The following is a 23,921-nucleotide window of genomic DNA, read 5'->3' on the forward strand; positions in this document are numbered from 1 at the left end:
AACGAGTACGTCGGAATTTCACGACTCCTGTGTCGCGGCGACGTCGTCGCTCGCCATGGTCACCCTGCGATGACTTACGGGTCGGCCCGGAGACTCTCTGGTGCAGGGAACGGCAGCGAGAAGCGTTCGTGTGCCGCGCCCACAGCCGACGCCGCTCCGAAGTCATCCGCGATGACGACGATGCCGTCGCTGCTCACTTCTGCGATGCGCATTGGCTGCTCCGTTCCGTCGGGTAAACGGAGGTGGTACCGATCGGCGAGATATCCGATCCCGCGCTCGGTGAGGAGATCTTCGGCGTCGACCCAGTCCACCGAAGGCGTCCCGACCGTGCGGCCGAGGAGGTCGACGGCGCGGAACGTGCCGACGTCGTGGACGATCCACCCGACGTGCTCACCATCGTCTCGTCGGTGCGGATACCAATCGGCCGGTGCGCCCACGCGGCACAGCTTAGTCGGCGTCGGATCGGCCGCGCGGCGAGATCGTGCCCGAGAGGCCGTCGTGACTCCACGGATTCGCTGCGTATCGGCGCAGGGCGGGCCCAGGGGTCGCCGGGCGCCAAGAATTCGTGGAGTTGCGCGGCTGGGGTTGCGTCGCCCGAGGGAACGCGAGTCTCCGCGACCATTGCACACAGGCTTTCGGGTCTTGTTTTGTGTGGGACTGTGTTGTAACGTGTGGGAATTCCCAGTGAAGGGCCCGATATGTACGCAACGGAGCGCCACGAGGCGATCGAGCGAATCCTCGCCGAAGAAGGCCGCGTCAGCGTCGTCGACCTCGCCCGCCGTTTCGATGTCACCACCGAGACCATCCGGCGAGACCTCGACCAGCTCGAGACGACCGGTGCCCTGCGCCGGGTGCACGGGGGAGCGGTTGCCGCGGAACGCCCGAGCACGACCGAGACGGCGCTGAGCGAGCGCATACACCGCCATGCGCCCGAGAAAGCCGCGATCGCACGCCGCGCGCTTGCCGCGTTCGACGATGGCTTCCACGGATCGGTGTTCCTCGACGCAGGAACCACGACGGCAGCGGTCGCTGCATCCCTCGCACCGCGGCTGAGCGCCACGCCGATCGACGTGGTCACACACTCGCTCCCCATCGCGAACACGCTCGCGCTGACGCCCCAGACCTCGCTCACCCTGATCGGGGGGCGGGTTCGCGGGCTCACCGCCGCCGCCGTGGGCGCCGACACCGTGCGGGCGATCGGGCGTCTTCGCCCCGACATCGCGTTCATCGGTGCCAACGGTGTCTCGGCAGACTTCGGAATCAGCACTCCCGACCCCGAGGAAGCCGCAGTGAAGTCGGCCATCGTCCGCGCGGCGCGTCGAGTGATCGTCGTCGCCGACGCCGAGAAGCTCGGTCGTGAGCTGCTCGTGTCGTTCGCGCGACTCGATGAGATCGATGTTCTCGTCACGGATGCCGTGCCTGATGCCCGCCTGCAGGGTGCGCTCGCCGAAGCCCACGTGGAGGTGTGGACCGCATGATCGTGACATTCACCGCCAACCCATCACTGGATCGCACCGTCGCGCTCGCGGACGGTCTGCGTCCCGGCGAGGTTCAGCCCGCGCTCTCGCAGCGCGAAGACGCCGGGGGAAAGGGCGTCAACGTCGCGCGCGTCATAGCCGCCGCCGGCACCGGAGCGCTTGCGGTGCTGCCGCTCGCCGATGACGACCCGTTCGCGACTCCACTCCGCGCCGCCGGCGTGCCCACGCACGCCGTCCCCGTGGCCGGAGCCGCGCGCGCGAACCTCGCCATCACGGACCCGCGCGGCGTGACGACGAAGCTCAACTTGCCCGGCGCCACGCTCACCGATGCCGAGGGCGAGGCTCTGATGTCGGCCATCGCCGAGGTGAGCGCGGACGCGCGCTGGCTGGTTCTTGCCGGGTCGTTGCCACCGGGGCTGGGCGACGCTTTCTACGTCCGTGTGATCTCGCGCGTGCGTGAGTCCCTCGGAGATCGCGCGCCGCGGATCGCCGTCGACACGTCGGGCACGCCGCTCAGCGCCGTCGTCGCCGAGGCGCGCCCCGATCTGATCAAGCCGAACGCCGAGGAACTCGCCGACCTCGTCGGCGGTGACCTCGACGATGATGCACCGATCGCCGAAATCGTCGACGTCGCACGCGCCCTCGTGCCCGCGCAGGTCGGCACGGCCCTCATCACCCTCGGGGCAGCCGGAGCCGTGCTCGTCAACGCCGACGGCGCCTGGCACGCCCGTCCGCCGCGGATCTCGGTCGCCAGCACCGTCGGCGCCGGTGACAGTTCGCTCGCCGGGTATCTGCTCGGCGAGTCGCGCGGTGCCGCATCCGCGCTCGAACTCTCCGTCCGCTACGGCGCTGCCGCCGCTTCGATGCCCGGCACCCAACCACCCACTCCCGCCGACCTGCCCGACGGCGACATCTCCGTCATCCAGGCCTGACACCCACACATCTCACCACGACCAAGGAGGTCCTCGTGTCCGAGATCATCACCCCCGAGCTCGTCAGTCTCGACGTCTCGCTCGGCGCAGACAAACAGGCGGTCATCCGCGCCCTTGCGGCGCGGGTCGTCGCCGAGGGGCGGGCGACGGATGCCGACGCGCTCTTCGCCGACGCGTGGGCCCGCGAAGAGAAGGACGAAACCGGGCTTCCCGGCGGCATCGCCATCCCGCACGCCAAGAGTGCCGCCGTCACCGAGCCGTCGCTCGCCTTCGCGCGACTGAACCCCGGCGTCGAGTTCGGGGCGACGGACGGCCCCGCCGATCTCGTGTTCCTCATCGCCGCGCCCGACACAGCAGCCGAAGCGCACCTCGCCGTGCTGTCGAAGCTTGCCCGCAGCCTCATGCAGGAAGACTTCCTCGCCGGCTTGCGTGCGGCGCAGTCGGCCGACGAGGTCGTCCAGATCGTGCGCGGCGCGATCGGCGACGCACCTGCGGCAGCGCCAGCCCAGTCCGCGCCGGAGGCGACCCCTTCGGGTCCGCAGATCGACGGGCGTCCGGCCCGTATCGTGGCCGTCACCTCTTGTGCGACCGGCATCGCCCACACCTTCATGGCGGCGGATGCGCTCACCGCCGCCGGCAAGAAGGCGAGGGTCGACCTCATCGTCGAACCGCAGGGTTCGAGCGGCTACAAGGCGTTGCCGCAGTCGGTGATCGACGACGCCGACGCCGTGATCTTCGCCAACGATGTCGACGTGCGCGAGCAGCATCGCTTCGCGGGCAAGCCCGTCGTGCGTGTCGGCGTCAAGGCCGGAATCGAGCGTGCCGATGCGCTCGTGGCCGAGGCTCTCGCTGCGGTCGACGATCCGGCTGCTGCGCGCGTCCCCTCGGGCGGCGCGACGGCGACAGCCTCGACGTCGACCTCGAAGCTGTCATGGGGTGCGAACATCCAGCGGATCCTGCTCACCGGTGTGAGCTACATGATCCCGTTCGTCGCCGGCGGTGGACTGCTGATCGCGATCGGCTTCGCGATCGGGGGGTTCGAGGTCACGGCGAACGCCGGCACGGTCATCACCCAGTACTCGCTGTGGGACCTGCCTCCCGTCGACGGCACGTCGCCGTTCGGTGCCCTCGGGCAGTACCTCGGTGCCGTCGCTTTCATGATCGGTGCGACATCGATGGGCTTCCTCGTCTCCGCACTGGCCGGGTACATCGCCTTCGCGATCGCCGATCGACCGGGAATCGCCCCCGGGTTCGTGGCCGGTGCTGTGGCGGTGCTCATGAACGCCGGATTCATCGGCGGCATCATCGGTGGTCTGCTGGCCGGTGTCGTGGCGTGGTGGCTCGGCCGGTTCGACGCACCACGGTGGTTGCGGGGACTCATGCCGGTCGTGATCATCCCGCTCGTGGCCTCGATCGTCGCATCGGGCCTGATGATCCTCCTGCTCGGTCGTCCGATCGCCTCGCTCATGGAACTCATGAACGACGGACTCAACAACCTCGCCGGCGGAGCGGGCATCGTGATCGTCGGCGTCATCCTCGGTCTGATGATGTGCTTCGACCTGGGCGGTCCCGTCAACAAGGTCGCCTACGCGTTCGCCGTCGCCGGACTCTCGGCCGGTTCGCCGGAGAACCCGACGCCGTACCTCATCATGGCGGCTGTCATGACCGCGGGAATGGTGCCGCCCCTTGCCTTGGCCTTGGCATCGACGATCCTCGCTCGGCCCCTGTTCACCCCCGTCGAGCGCGAGAACGGTGTCGCAGCGTGGCTGTTGGGGGCCTCGTTCATCAGTGAGGGTGCGATCCCGTTCGCTGCGGCCGACCCGTTGCGCGTCATCCCGGCGTCGATGGTCGGTGGCGCGGTGACCGGTGCGCTCAGCATGCTCTTCGGTGTCCAGTCGCTCGCTCCGCATGGTGGCATCTGGGTCGCGTTCGCGATCAACCCCTTGTGGGGATTCCTGCTTGCCCTCGTTGCCGGTACGGTCGTGAGTGCACTCGCGGTCGTCGCGCTCAAGAAGTGGGTGGGCCGCAAGGAACTCGATGAGGCAGAAGCCTCAGCCGCGACGGCCGTAGCCGTCTGAGACCCGAGGGGGAACACCATGGCAGAACGTCAAGCGACGGTTGCGAGCAGCTCAGGCCTGCACGCGCGACCCGCGAAGCTCTTCGTGCAGGCCGTGCAGTCCAAGCCCGTGCCGGTGACGATCGCCGTCGAGGGTGGCAAGGACCTCAACGCCGGCAGCATCCTCACCCTCATGGGATTGGGTGCCGGTCAGGGCACGGTGGTGACGCTCAAGGCTGAGGGCGAGGGTGCCGAGCAGGCGCTCGACGAGCTGGTCACCCTGCTCGAGACCGACCTCGACGCCGAGTAACACGCCTTCCGACAGACGACGGATGCCGCGGGCCGAAGCCGCCGCGGCATCCGTCGTTCTGTGTACGCGCCCGCCGGTTCAGACGTCGGCCGAGTCGCCCGGGTCGAGGGCGAGGAATTCACCACCGCCCTGCTCGGTCGCCCAGGTCAGGCGCGCCCGATGCATGTCACGCCCGATCGTGGACAGTGTCATGTCGTGGGTGCCGAAGGCGCGGCGCGGAGAGACGGCGAGCACGAAATCCATCGCTTCGCCGATCTTCAGCCAGGGGGCGCCCAGTGGTGCCGCGAGGAGGTCGACATCGACGCCCTTGGGTACCGCGTAAGAGTCGCCCGGGTAGTAGAAGCGACCGTTGACCAGCACCCCCACGTTGTCGATGGCCGGGAGCGTCTCGTGGATGACGGCATGGCGCCCGCCGAAGAACTCGAGCGTGAACGGTGCGATCTCGACCGTGTCGCCCGGCGCGACGACAGTGACGTCGAACTCCACCGCGCTGCGGGCGACGCCGTCGGGCCCGTAGATCGGGACATCCGGCGCGGCGCGGCGGATGCGGTTCAGATGATCGGCGGTCCAATGGTCCGGATGCTCGTGCGTCAGGACGACGGCGACCACCGTGGAGAGGTCGTCGAGCGGGAGCGTGAACGAGCCCGGATCGATGAGGAGCGTGCGGCCTTCGTGGTCGATGCGCAACGCGGCATGTTCGTGTTTCGTGACTCGCATGACTCGAGTCAATCGTCCCCGCGCAGGCTCGGCAAGCACACCCGCCCCGATTTGGCGCGCGTGCGTGCACATGTCATACTTGAACGGTTGTGCTGAGGCCCCATCGTATAGCGGCCTAGTACGCCGCCCTCTCACGGCGGTAACGCGGGTTCGAATCCCGCTGGGGTCACCAACACGAAGAAGCCCCCGGTTGCTTGGAACAAACAGGCGCCGGGGGCTTCTTCATCCCTCCGATCAGGTGCGTGACGCGCGGCGTCGGCGCACGAGTCGCAGGATGACCCACACCGCGGCGCCCGCCACCGCGAGCACGCCCAGCCACGGGATCATGAAACCGAACGCGATCACCAGGCCGTTCACGGTTGCAATGAGGCCGTTCCACCCCGCGGCCAGACCGTCGACGAACCCTGCCGGGTCGGCCTCGACGGTGTCGGCGGGGGAGGTGATCGACACCGACAGTGTCGACATCGCCACCTGGTCTGCGAGCATCTCCACCTCGCGCTCGTATGACTCGACGATCGCCTGACGTTCGGCGAGGGCCGCTTCGGCGGCGATGAGATCCGACAGGTCGCCGGCCTCGCCCATCAGTTCGCTGAGGCGCTCGACAGAGGCGCGGGCTGCCGCCAGACGCGCTTCGAGGTCCACGGTCTGCGCGGTCACGTCTGTGCGGTCGATCGACGAGGTGGTGACCTCGCCGATGGCGGGAAGCTCTCGGAGCATGTCCTCCAGGTCGGCGGCGGGCACACGAACGCTCACCCAGGCGGTGTCTGCCGGCTCGGTCGGCGATGTGATCGCGGAACCCGAAGTGGAATCCACGATGTCTGTGACGTACATCGTTCCCACCTGAAGCGATTCGACGTAGCCGCCGCGGTCGCGCGCGGCATCGGCGATCGCGTCCGTGGCGCGGATCACATCGTCGGCGACCAGATGCGCCGAGGCATTCGCGATGATGTCCCGCTCAGCGATCTCACCCTCCGGAGCGACCGCGGACTCCTCGGCCGCGTCGGCGCCTTCGGACGTACCGCCGATGACGATCTCCCCGACATCGACGCCGCCATCGACGGCGGGCATGACAGCCGTATCGCCCGACGATGTCGTGCCGACGAGGCCCCCGATGCTCGGCGCGATGAGGGCGGCCACGGCGATGACGGCGGCGGCGACCCCGCCGATCATCCATCCGCGGCTGCGTCGCCGCTGGCGGGAGCGGGCGCGTGTGCGCTCGTCGGCGATCTGCGCGAACACCCGTCGTTCGATCACGTCGACGCGCTCGTCGTCGAGGTCGGGAAGCTGGATGTCGTCGTGCGTGCGGTTCATGAGGTCTCCTCGACGGCGTTCCGCAGGCGCGTGCGGATGCGGGAGAGACGGTTGCGGACGACCGCGTGGGTGACGCCCAGTTCGGAAGCGGCGGCTTCGTACGCGTAGCCCTCTACCGTGCAGAGGCGGAAGATCGAACGGTCGATCTCGCTGAGCTCACCGATTTCGTGCAGGATGCGGTCGGCCAGCGCATCGCCGATGACCTGCTGTTCGACGTCGACGGTGGAGGGCAGGCTCTCGTCGGCGGCCGCGGCGGTGTGCTCTCGATCTCGGCGCTGCGCGCGGACACGGTTGGCGCACTGGAAACGACAGATCGTCGCGAGCCAGGGCAGGAGCGATTCGCCCGCCAACTGCATTCCGGGTAGTTTTCGCCAGGCCACCACGAAGGTCTCCTGCGTGACGTCCTCCGCGTCGGTGCTGCCGACCAACCCGTGGGCGATCCAGTACACCGGTCGTACATACGCGCGGTACAGCGCGGCGAACGCATGCTCGCTCCCGTTCGCGGCCTCGGCCACGAGCGTCGCGTCGCTGCGCGGATCCCGCATGCGTTCCTCTCATCCCGCGCGACGCGAAACGCCCCTCGCGGTGGTTCATTGTCTCTCACTCCCCAGGTGTCGGACCGGGCGGGATCGTCTCACGACGACCGGGTTGCCGCATCCGGGCCTGTACCCTTTTACGAGCGAGAGGGAGTATCCCGACAGTTCGTCCTCGTCATCACGGGCTTCGCCGAGAGCAGCCCCGGGGACCTACCGCGAGCCGCCGATGCCGCGGGGAGAGACTCTCGGCGACTGCCGTACACTCCCGCGATCTTTTGAAAGGCCTCCATGGACCTCGCTCTGCCGTTGTGGTTCGAGATCGGATCGCTCGTCACGCTGACCCTGATCCTCATCGCCGACCTGCTGATCATCCTCAAGCGCCCGCACATCCCGTCGACACGCGAGTCGACACTGTGGGTCGTGTTCTATGTGACGCTGGCGCTCATCTTCGCGGGCCTGATGTGGGTGTTCGCGGGAGGGGAGTATGCCGGGCAATTCATCGCGGGGTGGCTCACCGAGTACAGCTTGTCCATCGACAACCTCTTCGTTTTCGTGCTCATCATGAGCCAGTTCGCGGTGCCGCGGCGGTATCAGCAAGAAGTGCTCATGGTCGGGATCATCATCGCGCTCGTGCTGCGCGGACTTTTCATCCTCGCCGGTGCCGCGATCATCGAGAACTTCTTGCCGATCTTCTATCTCTTCGGCGTTTTCCTCATCTGGACGGCGTGGCGGCAGGCGTTCCCCAAGGATGATCACGCCGACGTCCAAAAAGAGAACCTGATCGTACGGATGCTGCGCCGCACGGTCGACATCGCGCCCGAGTACGACGGGGCGAAGCTGCGCACCGTCTACGACGGCAAGAAGATGTGGACACCGATGATCATCGTCTTCGTGGCGATCGGTGCGACCGATCTGCTGTTCGCGCTCGATTCGATCCCGGCGATCTTCGGCATCACGCAGAGTGCGTTCATCGTTTTCACCGCGAACATCTTCGCGCTGATGGGGCTGCGGCAGCTGTACTTCTTGCTCGGGGGACTCCTGGATCGGCTGCGGTACCTGCACTACGGCATCGCGTTCATCCTTGCCTTCATCGGGGTGAAGCTGATCCTCCATGCCGCCCACGAGAACGAGCTGCCCTTCATCAACGGAGGCGAGCACATCGAGTGGATCCCCGACATCTCGACGATGATGTCGCTGGCGGTCATCGTGGTCGCCATGTCGGTGGCGACCGTGGCGAGCCTGATCGCGTCGGCGCGCGAACGGCGCGCAGCGCCGGGCACGAGCGACGATGGCGTCGGCCCGGCTCCTCAGGTCGAGTCCGCCGCCGAGACGGTCGCCGACGAGAAGGGCACCCCGCCGACGGTCGACACACCGCCCTCCCCGGACGAGCACTGACGGGCCAGTGGCGCCCGCCCCGGTGGTAATCTGGGCCGATGCGCTTCGCTCGCCTGCTCCTTAGCGGCCGCGACGAGACCTCGTAATCCGAAGGCCGTCCTCGTCGCGGAGTCCGCACGCGGCCGCATCCCACCGAGGAGAACGCACAGCATGAACACGACCGATTCCGGCATTCCCGAGCGTCCGCGCACGCTGGCCGAGAAGGTGTGGGACGACCACGTCGTCGTCAAGGGCGAAGACGGACGCCCCGATCTGATCTACATCGACCTGCACCTCGTCCACGAGGTCACGAGCCCGCAGGCTTTCGACGGCCTTCGCGCCGAGGGTCGTCCGGTCCGCCGCCTCGAGCACACCATCGCCACGGAAGACCACAACACGCCGACGATCGACATCGACAAGCCGATCGCCGATCCGACCAGCCGTACGCAGATCGAGACCCTCCGGCGCAACGCCGACGAGTTCGGGGTTCGCCTTCACCCTCTCGGCGACAAGGAGCAGGGAATCGTCCACGTCGTCGGTCCCCAATTGGGCCTCACAATGCCCGGAATCACCGTGGTCTGCGGTGACTCGCACACCTCGACCCACGGCGCCTTCGGCGCGATGGCGTTCGGAATCGGAACCAGCGAGGTCGAGCACGTCCTGGCGACGCAGACGCTCCCGCTCACCCCGTTCAAGACGATGGCGATCACCGTCGAAGGCGAGCTGAAGCCCGGCGTCACTGCGAAGGACATCATCCTCGCGATCATCGCGAAGATCGGTGCCAACGGGGGCCAGGGCTACGTGCTCGAGTACCGCGGAAGTGCCATCCGCTCCCTCTCGATGGAGGGTCGCATGACGATGTGCAACATGTCGATCGAAGCCGGTGCCCGCGCCGGCATGGTCGCTCCGGATGAGACGACCTTCGCCTACCTGCAGGGGCGCCCGCACGCTCCGTCGGGACAGGACTGGGACGACGCCGTCGCCTACTGGCGAACACTGCCGTCAGATGAGGGTGCCGTCTACGACGCTGAGGTGTTCCTCGATGCGAGCGAGCTCGAACCGTTCGTCACCTGGGGCACGAACCCGGGTCAGGGCGTGTCTCTGTCGGGTGTCGTCCCGGCCCCGGAGTCGTTCGACGACCCGAACGAGCGCGCCGCCGCGGAACGCGCGATCGAGTACATGGACCTCGTGCCGGGCACGCCGCTCAAGGACGTCCCCGTCGATGCGGTGTTCATGGGTTCGTGCACCAACAGTCGCATCGAGGATCTCCGGGCGTTCGCCTCGATCGTCGAGGGCCGAACGAAGGCCGACGGCGTGCGGGTGATGGTGGTGCCGGGCTCGGCACGCGTCCGGCTCGAAGCCGAGGCCGAGGGTCTTGACAAGATCATCACCGATTTCGGCGCCGAGTGGCGTTTCGCCGGGTGCTCGATGTGTCTCGGCATGAACCCCGATCAGCTCGCTCCCGGTGAGCGCTGCGCGTCGACGTCGAACCGCAACTTCGAGGGCCGCCAGGGCAAGGGCGGTCGAACGCACCTGGTTTCTCCACTCGTCGCGGCAGCCACTGCCGTCACCGGGCGACTGGCGAGCCCCAGTGACCTGCCGGCGCACGAGAAGGTCGGGGCCTGACATGGAGAAGTTCACGACCCACACCGGCGTGGCCGCACCGCTGAAGCGTTCGGCGGTGGACACCGACCAGATCATCCCTGCGGTATACCTCAAGCGCGTCACCAAGACCGGCTTCGACGATGCCCTCTTCGCCAGTTGGCGGCAGGACCCCGACTTCGTCCTGAACCAGGACGCGTACCGCGATGCCTCGATCCTCATCGCGGGTCCCGACTTCGGAACGGGTTCCAGCCGCGAGCACGCCGTGTGGGCCTTGCGCGACTATGGCTTCGCTGTGGTGCTCTCCCCACGGTTCGCCGACATCTTCCGGGGTAACGCGGGAAAGCAGGGATTGGTCACCGGAGTGATCTCGGAGGCCGACCTCGAGGCGATCTGGGCTGCGCTCGAGGCGAGCCCCGGTGCGAAGATGACCGTCGACCTCGAGGCGCGCACCGCGTCGATCGGCGAACTCCGCGTCGACTTCCAGATCGACGATTACACTAGGTGGCGGCTTCTCGAGGGGCTCGACGACATCGGGCTCACGCTGCGTGAAGAAGATGCGATCGCGCGATTCGAGGCTCGCCGCGAGGCGTGGCGCCCGCGGACACTTCCCGTTCCGTGAAGGGGGTCTCCCCGCACCATTCCTCGAAGAAACAAGTGAGGTTCCCTGAGTGAAGACCCTTCTCGACGACTCTGCGTCCGCAGGCGGACAGGAAGCACGCGGCGAAGTCCTCGCGATCCGAGGCGGGCGTCCGCTCACCGGGCGCGTGGACGTGAAGGGGGCGAAGAACCTCGTCACGAAGGCAATGGTCGCTGCGCTCCTGGGTGAGTCGGTCAGCACGCTGCGCGATGTTCCCGACATCAGTGACGTGCACGTCGTGCGCTCGCTGCTCGAAGTCCACGGTGTCACCGTGAAGGACGGTGTCGAGGCGGGATCGATCCGGCTGGACCCGTCCGGTGCGGTCACCGCTCACTTCGAGGAGATCGACGCGCACGCCGGGGCTTCGCGCATCCCGATCCTTTTCTGCGGCCCGTTGCTGCACCTGCTCGGCGAAGCGCTGATCCCCGACCTGGGAGGATGTCGGATCGGAGACAGGCCGATCAACTTCCATATGGACGCGCTCCGCGCGTTCGGCGCCGTCGTCGACAAGAGCTACGAAGGCATCCGGATCACGGCGCCCGACGGACTCCATGGGGCGAACATCGAGCTGCCCTACCCGAGCGTCGGGGCGACCGAACAGGTGCTGTTGACGGCGGTGCGCGCGAAAGGCACCACCGAGCTGCGCAACGCGGCGATCGAGCCGGAGATCATGGATCTCATCGCCGTCCTGCAGAAGATGGGCGCCATCATCTCCTATGAGCCGAACCGCGTCATCCTCATCGAGGGCGTGGATTCGCTGCAGGGCTACGACCACCGGGCGATCTTCGACCGGAACGAAGCCGCCTCCTGGGCATGTGCGGCGCTGGCGACCGATGGTGACATCTTCGTCGGAGGAGCCAAGCAGCAAGAGATGCTGATGTTCCTCAACGTCTTCCGCAAAGCCGGCGGATGGTTCGATGTGCGCGAAGACGGTATCCAGTTCCGTCGGGGCGGCGCACTGCGTCCCGTCACGGTCGAGACGGACGTGCACCCCGGGTTCATGACGGACTGGCAGCAGCCCCTCATCGTCGCGCTCACGCAGGCGGAGGGGGAGTCGGTCGTGCACGAGACGGTGTACGAGAACCGGCTGGGCTTCACCAGCGCGCTCAACCAGATGGGCGCCGACATCGTCGTGCACCCGCAGGGCCTCGACGCCCCCGACCGTCGTGTGCCGCGCCGGGCGCTGGAACAGGCTGCGGTGATCCGTGGCGCGACACCGCTTCGCGCCGCAGATGTCGAGGTCCCCGACCTCCGCGGTGGCTACAGCTACGTGATCGCCGCTTTGGCGGCCGAAGGAGAGTCCACCGTCCGCAACGTCGGCATCATCCGGCGTGGCTACGAGAAGTTCTTCGCCAAGCTCGATGCGCTCGGCGCCGACTTCGACGTCATCGGATAGCGACGTGGCCCGCACACGACCCCCGGCTTCGACGGAGAAGTCCCGCCCGAGTGTCTTCTGGCCGCTCGCGGCCATCGTCGTCCCCCTCGCGGGGATCATGCTGAAGATCGACGTACAGGACGCGCACAAGCTCCCGCGCGAGGGCGCGTATGTCGTCGCCCCGAACCATTACTCGGAGCTCGACCCCGTCGCCGTTGCGGTCGCGGTCTGGCGTGCCGGACGTGCACCGCGGTTCATGGCCAAAGAGAGCCTCTTCCGCGTTCCGGTCCTCGGATGGGCGCTGCGCGCCACCGGAATGGTGCCCGTCGCCCGCCACACCTCGGCTGCCGCGGCGAAGCAGACGCTCGCCGCATCCGAGACGCTCGTCGAGCACGGCCGCGGCGTGATCGTGTATCCCGAGGGCACACTGACGCGCGACCCCGAGATGTGGCCCATGCGTGGAAAAACCGGTGCGGTGCGTCTGGCGCTCGAGGGCGACATCCCCCTCATCCCGGTCGCCCAGTGGGGCGTCCAGCAAGTGATGCCGCGATACGGCAAGCTCCGGCTGTGGCCGTTGCGCCGTCGCGTCACGGTGCGGTTCGGAGACCCGGTCGACATCGATTCCTTCCGCGGCCGTCGGGTGAGCCCCGCGGAACTCGTCGCGGCGACCGACGTGGTCATGGCCGACATCGCGGGACTACTGTCGGACGTGCGCGGAACGCCGGCACCGGCAGAGCGATGGAATCCCGCGCAACACGGACAGAACGAGACGGGTCGCCTTGAGTCGTAGACAGGACGCCGCGCGCCCCCGCGTCGCCGTCATCGGCGCGGGAAGCTGGGGCACGACCTTCGGCAAGATCCTCGCCGACGGTGGTGCCCACGTGACGATGTGGGCCCGGCGAGCCGAGCTTGCCCACGAGATCGACGAAGCCAAGCGCAACAGCGAGTATCTTCCGGGCGTGAACCTGCCGCGGTCGATGCACGCCACGCACCATCTGTCCGAGGCGCTCGAGGGCGCGCAGCAGGTGTATCTGTCGATCCCGAGTCAAGCCGTCCGCCAGAACCTCAAGGCTGTGCGGCCGCTGGTGGCGACGTCGGATGTCCCCATCGTGTCGCTCATGAAAGGCGTGGAACGGCGATCCGGCATGCGGATGAGCCAGGTCATCGAGCAGGAATTGCACATCGATCCTGACCGGATCGCCGTCGCGTCGGGCCCGAACCTGGCGTTGGAGATCGCGCGGGAGCAGCCGACGGCCGCCGTCATCTCCTCGACGAGCAAGGACACCGCCGACGCGGTCGCCCGTCTCGCGCGCAACGGGTACTTCCGCACCTTCGTCAACACCGACGTGATCGGCACCGAGTTCGGCGGCGTGCTCAAGAACCTCATCGCCGTCGCGATCGGCATCGTCGACGGCGTCGGGTACGGAGAGAACACCAAGGCCTCGATCATCACGCGCGGTCTTGTCGAGATGACCGATTTCGCCGTCGCGTTCGGCGCGCATCCCGAAACGCTCCAGGGGCTCGCGGGGCTCGGGGACCTCATCGCGACCTGCCAGTCGCCGCTGAGCCGCAACAACACCGCCGGGCGTCTGCTCGGGCAGGGATACCGCTTCGACGACGTCGTGAAGCAGATGAACCAGACCGCGGAGGGCCTGGCATCCGTCGCGCCCATCCTCCAGCTCGCGCGTGAGGTGGGGGTCGAGATGCCGATCGTCGAACAGGTGAAGATGGTGCTGGACGGCACCATGGATCCGCGCGACATCGCCCCGCATCTCACGACCGACGACGACACCCCGAAGGGCGAGAGGACGCAGAATGGACAAGCCGGCGGTGGCGGTGCTCTTTGGCGGTCGCTCCAGCGAGCATTCGATCAGTTCCGCGACGGCGGGCGGGGTCCTTCGGGCCGTTGACCGTGAACGGTTCCGGGTGATCCCCGTCGGCATCACCCGTGACGGCGCCTTCGTGCTCGAGGACGACGATCCCGAGAAGTTCGCGCTCGATGCGCATCGGCTTCCCGAGGTGATCGACAACGGCACCCGGATTCTGTGGCCGGACTCCGCTCTCTCGCGTGAGCTGCGTGTCGTGGACGCGGACGGAGCTGTGCGCTCACTCGGCGACGTCGACGTCGTCTTCCCGATCCTCCACGGTCGGTTCGGCGAAGACGGAACGGTCCAGGGCATGCTCGAACTGCTCGGGCTGCCGTACGTCGGAGCCGGCGTCCTCATGTCGGCGATCGGCATGGACAAGAACGCCACCAAGCGCATCCTCGCTGCGTCCGGCGTGCCCGTCGTGCCCTGGGTGAGCGTGACCCCCGCCGATCTCGCACGCGATCGTGAGCTGTGGGCGCGCCGCATCCGCTCGCTGGGACTGCCCGTGTTCGTCAAACCGAACCGCGCGGGCTCGAGTGTCGGCGTGTCGAAGGTGTCGGAGTGGGACGAGCTCGACGCGGCACTGGAGACCGCTTTCGCCGAAGACGACACGGTGCTGGTGGAACAAGCCGTTTCGGGACGCGAAATCGAATGCGGTGTGTTGCCGGCGCGCGACGGGGGGATGCCGCGCGTCAGCGTCGCCGGTGAGATCGTCGTGACCGGGCGCGAGTTCTACGACTTCGAGGCGAAGTACCTCGACGCGCCCGGCGTCGAACTCGTCTGCCCTGCCGATCTTCGCGACGGTGAACTCGCCGAAATGCAGCGCATCGCCGTGCAGGCCTTCGAGGCGCTCGGGGGCGAGGGGCTCGCTCGGGTGGACTTCTTCTTCACCGGAGCCGAGTTCTTCGTCAACGAAGTCAACACGATGCCCGGGTTCACGCCGATCTCGATGTTCCCGACGTGCTGGATCGCGTCGGGGATGACCTATCCCCAGCTGATCACCGACCTCATCGACGCTGGGCTCGCGCGAGCGGCTTGATCGCCGCGGTTCAGTCGTCCGCGGGGGAGTCGGGGAGGACCTCGCTCGTTTCGACACAGCTGCGCTCAGCGGGAATCGCTCCCGAGACGATCGGGCCCAGTCGATCGAGCACCGTGTTCGACGACACCACCTCGTTGTCGATGAAGACTTCGACGGCCGGCGTGCGCCCGTACGTCGTGACGAGGTAGTCCGGTGCCTGAGATTCGTCGACGACCCAGTCGATACCGCCGAGCGTGATGCACCGTGCCTCGGTCGGGCCGGGAGGGGTCACTCCGCACGCGAGGATGACCGCGGTCGCCTCGTTGCCCCATGCGCCGGTCGCCTGCGCGTCCGTCCAGCGGCGGTCCTGATCGTCGAGCGCGCCCGGCAAGCGGACGATCACGTCGGCACACAGCGGGTTGTTGGCATCTTCCGCAGGTTCGAGTGCCACGGTCGTCGAACACGCCGCGAGCGCCGCAGTGGTGGCGACGAGGGGGAGGAGGGGAGCGAAGACGCGACGGGCACGCACGTCTCCAGGCTATCCCGCGAACACCGGTGCCGCCGCCACGCCGATACCGTTGACGACATGACGGACGATCCGCGCGTCGGCGACCTCGGAGAAGGGCAAATCCTGCAGGCGATTCTCGCGCGCCTCGGTGAATCACGGGCCGAGGTGGGGCCGGGCGATGACGCGGCCGTCCTCGCAACCCCAGACGGTGCGGTCGTGGCGACGGTCGACACGCTCGTGCACGGTCCCGACTTCCGACTGGCGTGGTCGAGCGCGTACGACCTCGGATGGAAGTCCGCCGCGGTCAACTTGGCCGACATCGCGGCGATGGGCGCGCGACCGACGGCGCTGCTCGTCGCTCTCGCGATGCCCGACGACACGCGACTGTCGTTCGTGACCGGACTGGCCGACGGGCTTCGGGACGCGTGTGACTCGCTGGCGCCGGGCTGTGTCGTCGAGGGCGGGGACCTCACGGTGTCGGACACGCTCACGATCGCCGTCACGGCCCTCGGCGTGCTCGGTGGTCGCCCTGCGGTGCTGCGGTCGGGGGCGAGGCCCGGCGACGTGGTCGCCGTCGCGGGAGACCTCGGGGCGGCCGGGCGTGGCCTGGCGCTCCTGTTCGCGCGGTTCCGGAGCGATGACGGCACGCCGGTGCCGGTCGACGCCGACGGTCTGGACCGGGGAGAGCGCCGCGATCTCGACGCGCAACTGCGACCCGAGCCGCCCGTCAGGGCCGGCGAGCGAGCGGCATCGGGAGGAGCGACCGCCCTCATGGACGTCTCCGATGGTCTCGTCCTCGATGCGACGCGCCTCGCCGATGCCTCCGGGGTCACCCTCGCGATCGACTCGTCGTCGCTCGGCGGCGACCCTGCCTCGGCGCTGTCCGGCGGCGAGGACCATGCTCTGCTCGCCACCTTTCCGTCATCGCGCGCGTTGCCCGACGGATTCCGCGCGATCGGCGCCGTCGTCGAACGGATGGCGGAGGCCGTGCTCGTCGACGGGCACACGCACGAGGGACGTGGCGGCTGGGACCCCTACAGCGATTGGGATGCCGCGCGCGGCTGACGCTTTCACGTGGTCGACGACCACCACAGGGTCGTATCCCCGTATGTGCGTGAACGGGTCGGCGCGAGCCGGTCCGGCAACACCGGTGCGGTCGAACGCTTCGCCCGCTCGACGATGACGTCGGCGTCCTCGCCGACCAAGGGGGCGACGAGGGCGAGCGTGGTCGCCAATGCGTCATCGGTGAGGTCGTACGGCGGATCGATGAACACCAGATCGAAGGGGCCGGTCGCCGTGCGCAGGAACGCATCGACACTCGCGCGATGTACGCGCACCGCTGCCGCACCGCCGAGCGCGCGCGTCACGCGATCGGCGTTCTTGCGCGCCACCGCGGCGGCGCGCGGTGCCTTCTCGACGAGATCGGCGGATGCCGCACCCCGACTGATCGCCTCGAGCCCGAGCGCTCCCGTACCCGCGTAGAGGTCGAGCACACGGGCGTCACGTACCGCATCGGTGGACTCCAACGCGCTGAACAGCGCCTCGCGTACGCGATCGCTCGTCGGCCGGGTTCCGGCATCCGGCACATCGAGGGGCAGAGAGCCCGCGCGACCCGCGATGATCCTCGTCACGCGTTCCACGATATCGGCGAGCGCGTCGGGGAGGATCTCTAGACTCGGGGCATGACGTCGCTGCGCCTCGAGACACGCCTGGACGGTGTCGTCGGCGGCAAGACGGCGACGGCACTGGAGAAGGCCTTCGGCATGCGCACGGTCGGTGATCTGCTGTCGCACTATCCGCGACGCTATGCCAAGCGCGGGGAGTTGACCCCCATCTCTTCGCTGCCGATCGGAGAACCGGTCACGATCGTCGCCGAGGTGTTGCGTGTCGGCGAGCGGCGCATGCAGAACCGCCGCGGGTCCATCCTCGAGGCCGTCATCAGCGACGGCAACGGCAGTCTCTCTCTGACGTTCTTCAATCAGGGGTGGCGCGCGAAGGAGCTTCAACCGGGAAGGCGGGGGATCTTCGCCGGAAAGGTGGGCGAGTATCGCGGCGCCACGCAACTCACGCATCCCGACTACGAACTCTTCGACGATGAGGGCGAAGCCCGCCAGAACGCGGTCGCCTACGCGACGGTGCCGTTGCCGATCTATCCGGCGACCAGCACCGTCGCCAGCTGGCAACTCGCCAAGATCGTCGCGCTCGTGCTCGACGGACTCGGCGACGTGCCCGACCCCCTTCCGGACGACATCCGCGCCCGGCACGGGCTCGCTTCGGCCCGCGATGCGATCGAGTGGATCCACAGACCGACCGACGACGAACAGTACGCCCTCGCCCGGCGCACCCTGCGCATGCATGAAGCGTTCGTCCTTCAGGCGGCGCTGTTGCAGCAGCGGGGCCTCGTGCGGGCGCTGTCGGCGACCGCGCGACCTCCGGGGGCGTTGCTGGAGCGCTTCGATGCCGCACTTCCTCTCGCACGCACCGACGACCAGATCACCGTCGGCGACCGCATCGCCGAAGACCTCGTCGGCGACTGGCCGATGAACCGGCTCGTGCAGGGCGAGGTCGGCTCGGGCAAGACGCTCGTCGCGCTGCGGGCGATGCTGCAGGTCGCCCAGAGCGGAGGCCAGTCGGCACTCATCGCGCCGACCGAGGTCCTCGCCGCTCAGCACGTGCGATCGATCGCCCGGATGCTGGGCCCCGAGCTCGCTCCCGAACTCATGCCGACCTTGCTCACGGGGCAGATGCCTGCAGCCGCGCGCCGCAAGGCGGCTCTGCGCGTCGCCTCGGGGCAGGCCCTGATCGTCGTCGGCACCCACGCGCTTCTCAGCGAATCGACGACCTTCGCCGACCTCGGACTCGTCGTGGTCGACGAACAGCACCGCTTCGGTGTGGAGCAGCGCGAGGCGCTGCGTGCCAAGGGCACCTCGCCGCACGCCCTCGTGCTCACGGCGACACCCATCCCACGTACGGTGGCGATGACCGTCTTCGGTGATCTGGACGTCTCGACCATCCGCACGATGCCGGCGGGCCGCGCCGGGATTCAGACCTTCGTCGCCCCGCTGGCGGAGCGTCCGGCGTGGTTCGCACGCGTGTGGGACCGCGTCGCCGAGGAGGTGGCGCAGGGGCGGCAGGCGTTCGTGGTCTGCGCGGCCATCGATGCCGAGAAGCCCGCGACATCCGCCGACGGCGAAGAGCCCCCGCCGGTCGACGGAGAGGCCGAACGCACGCGCTGGGGGGTGGTCCAGGTCGCCGATCTTCTCTCGCGGCATCCCGCGTTCGCGGACATCCGCGTCACCGTGCTGCACGGGCGGATGCCGTCGGACGAGAAGGACGCCGTGATGCAGGCCTTCGCGCGCGGCGAGATCGACGTGCTGGTCGCGACCACCGTCGTCGAGGTCGGTGTCGACGTCGCCAACGCGTCGACGATGGTGATCCTCGAAGCCGATCGCTTCGGCGTGTCGCAGCTTCATCAGCTTCGAGGTCGTGTCGGTCGTGGCGGCGTGCCCGGGCTCTGTCTTCTCGTCACCGAGGCGCCTGCAGGGTCGACGGCGCGCGAGCGGGTCGATGCCGTCGCAGCCACACTCGACGGGTTCGAGCTCGCCGAGGTCGACCTCGAGCTACGCGGAGAAGGCGACGTGCTCGGGGATGCGCAGGCGGGCGCACGATCGTCGTTGCGGCTGCTGCGCGTCGTCGCGGACGCCGACCTCATCGCCGAGGCACGGGTCGCCGCTGAGCGCATTCTCGCCGAGGATCCCGCACTCCTGCGGCATCCCGGTCTCGAGGCCGCCATCTCGCGACGCGTGGGCGCGGAGGAGCGTGCGGCCTTTGCCCGGAGTTGACGACGCTACGCTGGGAGGCGTGAACCCCAGGATCGCCGTCGTCCCCGGATCGTTCGACCCGCCCACCCTCGGGCACCTCGATGTCATCCGCCGCGCTGCGGGGCTGTACGACCAGCTCCACGTGTTGGTCGTACACAATCCCGGCAAGGAGGCGATGTTGCCCATCGCTCAGCGACTGTCGCTGCTTGAGCAGTCGATCGCCGAGAGCGACATCGAGACCGACGTCGTCGTCGCCTCCTGGAGTGTGGGACTGCTCGTCGACTACGCCGCAGACGTCGGCGCGGGAGTTCTCGTCAAAGGCATCCGGTCACAGGTCGATGTGACGTATGAGACCCCGATGGCGATCGTCAACCGGCACCTCGCGCACGTCGAGACCGTCTTCCTCTTGCCCGACCCCGCCCACGCCATGGTGTCGAGTTCGCTCGTGCGTCAAGTCGCCGCGCTCGGTGGAGACGTCTCACCTTTCGTGCCCGCTGCTGTCGCGCGCTTCCTCGACACGGGCGCGCGCGGCATCTGAACCGACCGGCCGTCGCGCCGGTACGATGGATGACCGTGAGCAAGCACCGGATCGGCCCCTTCGACCTCCCAGTGCGCGACCTCGTCCGCAAGCCCGGCGAGATGCGCGAGGTCGACCTCGAGGTCCCCGCGCCCGAAAGATGGGGCGAGGGACTGGTCGCGATCGACGAAGCAACCCCGATCGAGATCGCGGCGCGCCTCGAGTCCGTCCATGAGGGCATTCTCGTCTCGGGCGACGCCGACGCGACATACACGGGGGAGTGTGGTCGGTGCCTCACCGCGATCTCGGCCCCGGTCCAAGTCGAGTTTCAGGAGCTTTTCGCGTATCCTGGGGACGAAACGTCTGATTTCGAGCTTCAAGACGACCACGTGGATCTTGAAACTCTCATCAGGGATGCGATCGTCCTGTCGCTTCCGTTTCAACCGGTGTGTCAGCCGGATTGCCCCGGCCTTGATCCGGTCACGGGCGAGCGGATGACCGAAAGCGCCGGCGAAGAGCAGCGCGAGCCCCTCGATCCTCGCTGGGCCGCGCTCCAGGACTACACCACAGACCCCGACACCGACACCACACGTGCCGGTGCCGAGAACACGGAAGAGAGCTAGCCATGGCAGGTAACCCCCCGAAGCGGAAGGTCTCCCGCTCCAACACTCGTTCGCGTCGCGCGCAGTGGAAGGCCGAGGCCCCCGCGCTCGTCAAGACCGTCGAGAACGGCAAGGTCGTCTACAGCCGCCCGCACCAGGCGAAGGTCGTCACCGACTCGCAGGGCACGGAGTTGTTCCTCGAGTACAAGGGCCGCAAGGTCGCCGACGTCTGATCTCGCGGCACGCGCCGTGACCGACGTCACAACGGGGCTCAGGTCCCTCACCGACAAGCTCGGGGTCGATATCGACCCCGAGCTTCTGTCGCTTGCACTGACACACCGATCGTGGGCGTACGAGAACGGGCAGGTGCCGCACAACGAGCGACTCGAGTTCCTGGGCGATTCCGTGCTCGGCCAGGCCGTCACCGTGCGCCTGTACACACGGCACCCCGATCTCGAAGAGGGCGCACTCGCCAAGCGACGCGCCGCCGTCGTCTCGACGGTGGCCCTCGCCGAGGTGGCGCGCCGCATCGGACTGGGCGAGCACATCAAGCTCGGCCGGGGAGAAGAGCTCACCGGCGGGCGCGATAAGGACTCCATCCTCGCCGACACGACAGAGGCCGTCATCGGCGCGTCGTACCTCTCAGCGGGGGCGGATGCGGCGAGCGCACTCGTGCTGCGCCTGATCGACCCGCTTCTCGACGACCCGGAACGCTACGGCGCGGCGATGGATCCGAAGACCGCACTGCAGGAGTTCGCCGCCCGGGGCGGCCTGCAACCGCCGGCGTACGAGATCGCATCCTCCGGTCCTGACCACGATCGTCGGTTCACCGCAACCGTGCGCGTCGGCGACGTCGCCCGTGAGGGGACGGGAACCAGCAAGAAGCATGCGGAGATGGCTGCGGCGTTGACCGCATGGAAGGATCTCAGCGGGCGTGCCTGAACTGCCCGAGGTCGAGGTCGTTCGTGCGGGCCTCGCTCCCGCCGTGGTCGGCGCCATGATCAGCGGGGTGAGCGTCAGCGACGAGCGCGCTCTCACCCGTCACGACGGTGACGGTGGCGCCTTCGAACGCGCACTGACGGGGCGTCGGATCGGCGCGGCGGCACGGAGGGGAAAGTTCCTCTGGATGCCGCTGGACGACGAGGCAACAGCCTCCGAGGCGATCGTGGGGCACCTCGGCATGAGCGGACAGATGCTGTTGCGCGAGTCCGGCGCCGGGCCTGAACGCCACGAGCGCGTGCGCCTCGACATCGTCCACCCGATCCACGGCGATCTCGCCGTCGTCTTCGCCGATCAGCGGACTTTCGGTTCCCTCGCGGTGGACACGCTCGTTCCGACTGACGACGGTGCCCCCGGGGGCTTCGGGACGGCGCTCCCGCGGGTGCCGTGCCAGGTCGCGCACATCGCCCGCGATCCCCTCGACCCCGCCTTCGACGAACGCGCGTTCCGGGCGTCGCTCGCCGTCAAGCGATCCGGCATCAAGCGAGTGCTCCTGGACCAGACGGTCGTCAGCGGCATCGGCAACATCTATGCCGATGAGATCCTCTGGGCAGCGCGCATCCACCCCGATGCACCCGCATCCGCTCTGTCGACCCGCGCCGCGGGCCGCATCCTCGCAGAAGCGCGCGCGGTGCTCCAGAAGGCCCTCGCGGAGGGCGGCACGAGTTTCGACGCGCAGTACGTCAACGTGAACGGGCAGGCGGGGTACTTCGCGCACTCTCTGCACGCCTACGGGCGCACCGCCCAGCCCTGCGACCGGTGCGCTGCGCCCCTCGTGCGCGTGTCGTTCACGAATCGTTCGAGTCACTACTGCCCGCGCTGTCAACGACTCCCTCGCCCGCGCCTCAGCCGGTGAGGACCTTCTTCCAGGCGCCGCTGTAGGCCACGGGGACGAACCCGAGCGCCTCGTTGATGTCGAGCATGGGTCGGTTCTCTTCGGCGTTGTAGGTGATGATGCGCGGCGAATCGGGGGCGAGTTCCCGCCACTTCATCAGGCCCGCACACTTCACCAACGTGCCGAGTCTGTGGCCGCGGTGCTCCTTCAAGACGAGCGTGTCCTCCTGCGCCGATGCCTGCGTGCGGTCGGTGCCGACGACGAGCTCGTTGAACGCGCACAGGTCGCCTGAGGCGACATGTCGCGCCGCAGTGACGAGCAGAAGCCGGTCGGCATCGGTGTACATGCGGTCATGGTGCCAGAGGCGCTCGGCGTCCCACACCTCTTCGTCGAACTCCATCGCGGCGGAGGGCACGTCGGTCGACATGCGCGACTTCATCCACGCGTAGCCGGCGATGTGCTCGTGCGGAGTCGGAAGAACCCACTGCACCACCTCGTAGCCGATTGCGGCGGCCTGGGCAGTGGCGAGGAGCCGTTCGACCCCGTCGAACGGTGCGTGCAGATCGAACACGCTCTGGCGCTCGATCTGCTCGAGGCGATAGCCATGGCGACGGTAGAACCGAGCGATGTGGTCGTCGGGGATCGAACCGTAGCCGGTCGGGGCCTCGATACGGGGACCATCGGCGGCAGGGTGGGTTGCCCAGGATTGCAACACCGTGCGTCCGTGGGCCCGTGCCGCTTTCTCGATGAGCTCGTACGCAGCCGTGCCGATTCCGCGACCCTGAGCCGACGCGACGAGTTCGATCAGCCAGAACGCGGTGCGGGATTCGCCCTCAAGCGGAATATCCACTCCCGCCCGCCCGACGACCGCGCCGTCGGCGAGGATCAGCCACGAGACGCGGATCTCGTGCGGCGCCGGGAGGTAGTGGGGGAGGAGCTCCGCCGGAGTGATGGATTCGTCGGTGTTGCCGTTGATCTGTTCGTGGACGCGGTTGCGGACGTCGACCATGGCGATGAAATCCGCGGCGGCGGAGTCATGGACCGAGGACGGGATGGTGAGAGGGCGGAACTCGATGTCCGCCGGGGTCTGGAGAGGCATGTCGGTCTTTCGTGGGAGTGATGAGGGAGTCGGCGCGGCTCTGGCGAACCGCGCCGACTCAGGGGCGCGGGCCCAGCTGGTGCAGGCGCACGGTCGCATACTCGCGCGTGGCGAGGGTGCGGGCGGTGCTGACCCGCTCAGCCTGCGTGGTGTGGTCGGTTCGGCGCTGCCGGGCGCGGCGGGCGCCGCGCAGAAGTAACCAGAAGCCGACGCGCAACGAGAGGCGGTCGACGAAAGTCAGGTGTGACGAGCGCAGGTCTGCGGGATCGAACGCGACCGCATCCGGCGGCGACGTGCGCAGATCGAGCGAGGTGGACATGAGG

26 protein-coding genes and 1 tRNA gene are annotated in these 23,921 nt (G+C 68.2%); 19 read left to right on the forward strand and 8 right to left on the reverse strand.

Annotation, left to right across the window (positions count from 1 at the left end; translation table 11 throughout):
• Positions 1–74: 74 nt before the first annotated feature.
• Positions 75–437: a hypothetical protein gene (locus ACFQZV_RS08250; RefSeq protein ID WP_378749872.1), complete on the reverse strand. Its 363-nt coding sequence runs from the start codon at positions 435–437 to the stop codon at positions 75–77.
• Between the two features lie 261 nt (positions 438–698).
• Here ACFQZV_RS08250 and ACFQZV_RS08255 point away from each other — a divergent pair, with 261 nt between their 5' ends.
• The 4 genes from ACFQZV_RS08255 to ACFQZV_RS08270 are packed head-to-tail and all read left to right on the forward strand — an operon-like array spanning position 699 to position 4,776.
• Entirely contained in the window at positions 699–1,478 is a 780-nt protein-coding gene (locus ACFQZV_RS08255) for a DeoR/GlpR family DNA-binding transcription regulator (RefSeq protein WP_378749870.1), read from the forward strand.
• Positions 1,475–2,410 (forward strand): 1-phosphofructokinase family hexose kinase, encoded by a 936-nt coding sequence (locus ACFQZV_RS08260; protein ID WP_378749868.1) that lies wholly within the window; start codon positions 1,475–1,477, stop codon positions 2,408–2,410. The genes ACFQZV_RS08255 and ACFQZV_RS08260 overlap by 4 nt, the downstream gene beginning before the upstream one ends.
• A gap of 35 nt (positions 2,411–2,445) precedes the next feature.
• Entirely contained in the window at positions 2,446–4,488 is a 2,043-nt protein-coding gene (locus ACFQZV_RS08265) for a PTS fructose transporter subunit IIABC (protein ID WP_378749866.1), read from the forward strand.
• Positions 4,489–4,506: 18 nt separating this feature from the next.
• Positions 4,507–4,776 (forward strand): HPr family phosphocarrier protein, encoded by a 270-nt coding sequence (locus ACFQZV_RS08270; protein WP_378749864.1) that lies wholly within the window; start codon positions 4,507–4,509, stop codon positions 4,774–4,776.
• Positions 4,777–4,854: 78 nt separating this feature from the next.
• Here ACFQZV_RS08270 and ACFQZV_RS08275 read toward each other — a convergent pair whose 3' ends face one another.
• Positions 4,855–5,493, reverse strand: coding sequence for an MBL fold metallo-hydrolase (locus ACFQZV_RS08275; RefSeq protein WP_378749862.1), 639 nt, complete (start codon positions 5,491–5,493; stop codon positions 4,855–4,857).
• A 96-nt stretch (positions 5,494–5,589) separates the two neighbouring features.
• Between ACFQZV_RS08275 and ACFQZV_RS08280 the strand changes: the two genes are divergently transcribed.
• A tRNA-Glu gene (locus ACFQZV_RS08280) sits at positions 5,590–5,665 on the forward strand.
• A gap of 62 nt (positions 5,666–5,727) precedes the next feature.
• Here the strand turns inward: ACFQZV_RS08280 and ACFQZV_RS08285 are convergent.
• Together ACFQZV_RS08285 and ACFQZV_RS08290 are read right to left on the reverse strand one after the other, a co-directional pair.
• Positions 5,728–6,804, reverse strand: coding sequence for a DUF4349 domain-containing protein (locus ACFQZV_RS08285; protein WP_378749860.1), 1,077 nt, complete (start codon positions 6,802–6,804; stop codon positions 5,728–5,730).
• The gene (locus ACFQZV_RS08290; protein WP_378749858.1) at positions 6,801–7,349 is read right to left on the reverse strand and encodes an RNA polymerase sigma factor; all 549 of its coding nucleotides are present in this window, start codon (positions 7,347–7,349) and stop codon (positions 6,801–6,803) included. The genes ACFQZV_RS08285 and ACFQZV_RS08290 overlap by 4 nt, the downstream gene beginning before the upstream one ends.
• Before the next feature lie 279 nt (positions 7,350–7,628).
• Here ACFQZV_RS08290 and ACFQZV_RS08295 point away from each other — a divergent pair, with 279 nt between their 5' ends.
• The 7 genes from ACFQZV_RS08295 (at position 7,629) to ACFQZV_RS08325 (ending at position 15,238) form a co-directional block, all read left to right on the forward strand.
• Positions 7,629–8,735: a TerC family protein gene (locus ACFQZV_RS08295; protein WP_378749856.1), complete on the forward strand. Its 1,107-nt coding sequence runs from the start codon at positions 7,629–7,631 to the stop codon at positions 8,733–8,735.
• 150 nt (positions 8,736–8,885) lie between these two features.
• The gene (gene leuC / locus ACFQZV_RS08300; protein WP_378749854.1) at positions 8,886–10,340 is read left to right on the forward strand and encodes a 3-isopropylmalate dehydratase large subunit; all 1,455 of its coding nucleotides are present in this window, start codon (positions 8,886–8,888) and stop codon (positions 10,338–10,340) included.
• Between the two features lies 1 nt (position 10,341).
• A complete protein-coding gene (gene leuD, locus ACFQZV_RS08305) occupies positions 10,342–10,938 on the forward strand; it encodes a 3-isopropylmalate dehydratase small subunit (RefSeq protein WP_378749853.1) in 597 nt (198 codons plus the stop codon).
• 49 nt (positions 10,939–10,987) lie between these two features.
• Positions 10,988–12,352, forward strand: coding sequence for a UDP-N-acetylglucosamine 1-carboxyvinyltransferase (gene murA / locus ACFQZV_RS08310; protein WP_378749851.1), 1,365 nt, complete (start codon positions 10,988–10,990; stop codon positions 12,350–12,352).
• A complete protein-coding gene (locus tag ACFQZV_RS08315) occupies positions 12,318–13,121 on the forward strand; it encodes a lysophospholipid acyltransferase family protein (RefSeq protein ID WP_378749849.1) in 804 nt (267 codons plus the stop codon). Before murA ends, ACFQZV_RS08315 begins: the two co-directional genes overlap by 35 nt.
• Positions 13,111–14,241 carry an NAD(P)H-dependent glycerol-3-phosphate dehydrogenase gene (locus ACFQZV_RS08320; RefSeq protein WP_378749847.1) on the forward strand — a complete coding sequence of 377 codons (1,131 nt, stop codon included), beginning with the start codon at positions 13,111–13,113 and terminating at the stop codon, positions 14,239–14,241. The genes ACFQZV_RS08315 and ACFQZV_RS08320 overlap by 11 nt, the downstream gene beginning before the upstream one ends.
• Complete coding sequence (locus ACFQZV_RS08325) at positions 14,147–15,238, forward strand: D-alanine--D-alanine ligase family protein (RefSeq protein ID WP_378749845.1); 1,092 nt, start codon at positions 14,147–14,149, stop codon at positions 15,236–15,238. Before ACFQZV_RS08320 ends, ACFQZV_RS08325 begins: the two co-directional genes overlap by 95 nt.
• A gap of 10 nt (positions 15,239–15,248) precedes the next feature.
• On the opposite strand, the gene ACFQZV_RS08330 is transcribed toward ACFQZV_RS08325, so the two are convergent.
• Entirely contained in the window at positions 15,249–15,746 is a 498-nt protein-coding gene (locus tag ACFQZV_RS08330) for a DUF3515 family protein (protein WP_378749843.1), read from the reverse strand.
• A gap of 57 nt (positions 15,747–15,803) precedes the next feature.
• Between ACFQZV_RS08330 and thiL the strand changes: the two genes are divergently transcribed.
• Positions 15,804–16,790 carry a thiamine-phosphate kinase gene (thiL, locus tag ACFQZV_RS08335; RefSeq protein WP_378749841.1) on the forward strand — a complete coding sequence of 329 codons (987 nt, stop codon included), beginning with the start codon at positions 15,804–15,806 and terminating at the stop codon, positions 16,788–16,790.
• A 5-nt stretch (positions 16,791–16,795) separates the two neighbouring features.
• Here thiL and ACFQZV_RS08340 read toward each other — a convergent pair whose 3' ends face one another.
• The gene (locus ACFQZV_RS08340; protein ID WP_378749839.1) at positions 16,796–17,356 is read right to left on the reverse strand and encodes an RsmD family RNA methyltransferase; all 561 of its coding nucleotides are present in this window, start codon (positions 17,354–17,356) and stop codon (positions 16,796–16,798) included.
• 51 nt (positions 17,357–17,407) lie between these two features.
• Between ACFQZV_RS08340 and ACFQZV_RS08345 the strand changes: the two genes are divergently transcribed.
• The 6 genes from ACFQZV_RS08345 to mutM are packed head-to-tail and all read left to right on the forward strand — an operon-like array spanning position 17,408 to position 22,520.
• The gene (locus ACFQZV_RS08345; protein ID WP_378749837.1) at positions 17,408–19,567 is read left to right on the forward strand and encodes an ATP-dependent DNA helicase RecG; all 2,160 of its coding nucleotides are present in this window, start codon (positions 17,408–17,410) and stop codon (positions 19,565–19,567) included.
• A 19-nt stretch (positions 19,568–19,586) separates the two neighbouring features.
• Positions 19,587–20,084 carry a pantetheine-phosphate adenylyltransferase gene (gene coaD, locus ACFQZV_RS08350; RefSeq protein WP_378749835.1) on the forward strand — a complete coding sequence of 166 codons (498 nt, stop codon included), beginning with the start codon at positions 19,587–19,589 and terminating at the stop codon, positions 20,082–20,084.
• Positions 20,085–20,113: 29 nt separating this feature from the next.
• Entirely contained in the window at positions 20,114–20,686 is a 573-nt protein-coding gene (locus ACFQZV_RS08355) for a YceD family protein (RefSeq protein ID WP_378749833.1), read from the forward strand.
• Between the two features lie 2 nt (positions 20,687–20,688).
• Positions 20,689–20,898, forward strand: coding sequence for a 50S ribosomal protein L32 (gene rpmF / locus ACFQZV_RS08360; protein ID WP_050721097.1), 210 nt, complete (start codon positions 20,689–20,691; stop codon positions 20,896–20,898).
• Between the two features lie 16 nt (positions 20,899–20,914).
• Positions 20,915–21,607, forward strand: coding sequence for a ribonuclease III (gene rnc / locus ACFQZV_RS08365; RefSeq protein ID WP_378749831.1), 693 nt, complete (start codon positions 20,915–20,917; stop codon positions 21,605–21,607).
• A complete protein-coding gene (gene mutM / locus ACFQZV_RS08370) occupies positions 21,600–22,520 on the forward strand; it encodes a bifunctional DNA-formamidopyrimidine glycosylase/DNA-(apurinic or apyrimidinic site) lyase (protein ID WP_378749829.1) in 921 nt (306 codons plus the stop codon). The genes rnc and mutM overlap by 8 nt, the downstream gene beginning before the upstream one ends.
• Here the strand turns inward: mutM and ACFQZV_RS08375 are convergent.
• Positions 22,510–23,598, reverse strand: coding sequence for a GNAT family N-acetyltransferase (locus ACFQZV_RS08375; RefSeq protein WP_378749828.1), 1,089 nt, complete (start codon positions 23,596–23,598; stop codon positions 22,510–22,512). The two genes, mutM and ACFQZV_RS08375, sit on opposite strands and share 11 nt — an antisense overlap.
• Before the next feature lie 58 nt (positions 23,599–23,656).
• On the reverse strand, positions 23,657–23,917 hold the full coding sequence (locus ACFQZV_RS08380; RefSeq protein ID WP_378749826.1) for a hypothetical protein: 261 nt from the start codon (positions 23,915–23,917) through the stop codon (positions 23,657–23,659).
• Positions 23,918–23,921 lie beyond the last annotated feature (4 nt).

The sequence above is a fragment of the Microbacterium koreense genome (genome assembly GCF_042677105.1).
Taxonomy (GTDB): domain Bacteria; phylum Actinomycetota; class Actinomycetes; order Actinomycetales; family Microbacteriaceae; genus Microbacterium; species Microbacterium koreense.

Bases quoted from the DNA above. Each gene is read 5' to 3' on its own strand.
- ACFQZV_RS08255 (WP_378749870.1), top strand. From the start codon at position 699: ATGTACGCAACGGAGCGCCACGAGGCGATCGAGCGAATCCTCGCCGAA.
- ACFQZV_RS08260 (WP_378749868.1), top strand. From the start codon at position 1,475: ATGATCGTGACATTCACCGCCAACCCATCACTGGATCGCACCGTCGCG.
- ACFQZV_RS08270 (WP_378749864.1), top strand. From the start codon at position 4,507: ATGGCAGAACGTCAAGCGACGGTTGCGAGCAGCTCAGGCCTGCACGCG.
- ACFQZV_RS08275 (WP_378749862.1), bottom strand. From the start codon at position 5,493: ATGCGAGTCACGAAACACGAACATGCCGCGTTGCGCATCGACCACGAA.
- ACFQZV_RS08285 (WP_378749860.1), bottom strand. From the start codon at position 6,804: ATGAACCGCACGCACGACGACATCCAGCTTCCCGACCTCGACGACGAG.
- ACFQZV_RS08290 (WP_378749858.1), bottom strand. From the start codon at position 7,349: ATGCGGGATCCGCGCAGCGACGCGACGCTCGTGGCCGAGGCCGCGAAC.
- ACFQZV_RS08295 (WP_378749856.1), top strand. From the start codon at position 7,629: ATGGACCTCGCTCTGCCGTTGTGGTTCGAGATCGGATCGCTCGTCACG.
- leuC (WP_378749854.1), top strand. From the start codon at position 8,886: ATGAACACGACCGATTCCGGCATTCCCGAGCGTCCGCGCACGCTGGCC.
- leuD (WP_378749853.1), top strand. From the start codon at position 10,342: ATGGAGAAGTTCACGACCCACACCGGCGTGGCCGCACCGCTGAAGCGT.
- ACFQZV_RS08315 (WP_378749849.1), top strand. From the start codon at position 12,318: ATGCGCTCGGCGCCGACTTCGACGTCATCGGATAGCGACGTGGCCCGC.
- ACFQZV_RS08325 (WP_378749845.1), top strand. From the start codon at position 14,147: ATGGACAAGCCGGCGGTGGCGGTGCTCTTTGGCGGTCGCTCCAGCGAG.
- thiL (WP_378749841.1), top strand. From the start codon at position 15,804: ATGACGGACGATCCGCGCGTCGGCGACCTCGGAGAAGGGCAAATCCTG.
- ACFQZV_RS08345 (WP_378749837.1), top strand. From the start codon at position 17,408: ATGACGTCGCTGCGCCTCGAGACACGCCTGGACGGTGTCGTCGGCGGC.
- ACFQZV_RS08355 (WP_378749833.1), top strand. From the start codon at position 20,114: ATGACCGTGAGCAAGCACCGGATCGGCCCCTTCGACCTCCCAGTGCGC.
- rpmF (WP_050721097.1), top strand. From the start codon at position 20,689: ATGGCAGGTAACCCCCCGAAGCGGAAGGTCTCCCGCTCCAACACTCGT.
- ACFQZV_RS08375 (WP_378749828.1), bottom strand. From the start codon at position 23,598: ATGCCTCTCCAGACCCCGGCGGACATCGAGTTCCGCCCTCTCACCATC.
- ACFQZV_RS08380 (WP_378749826.1), bottom strand. From the start codon at position 23,917: ATGTCCACCTCGCTCGATCTGCGCACGTCGCCGCCGGATGCGGTCGCG.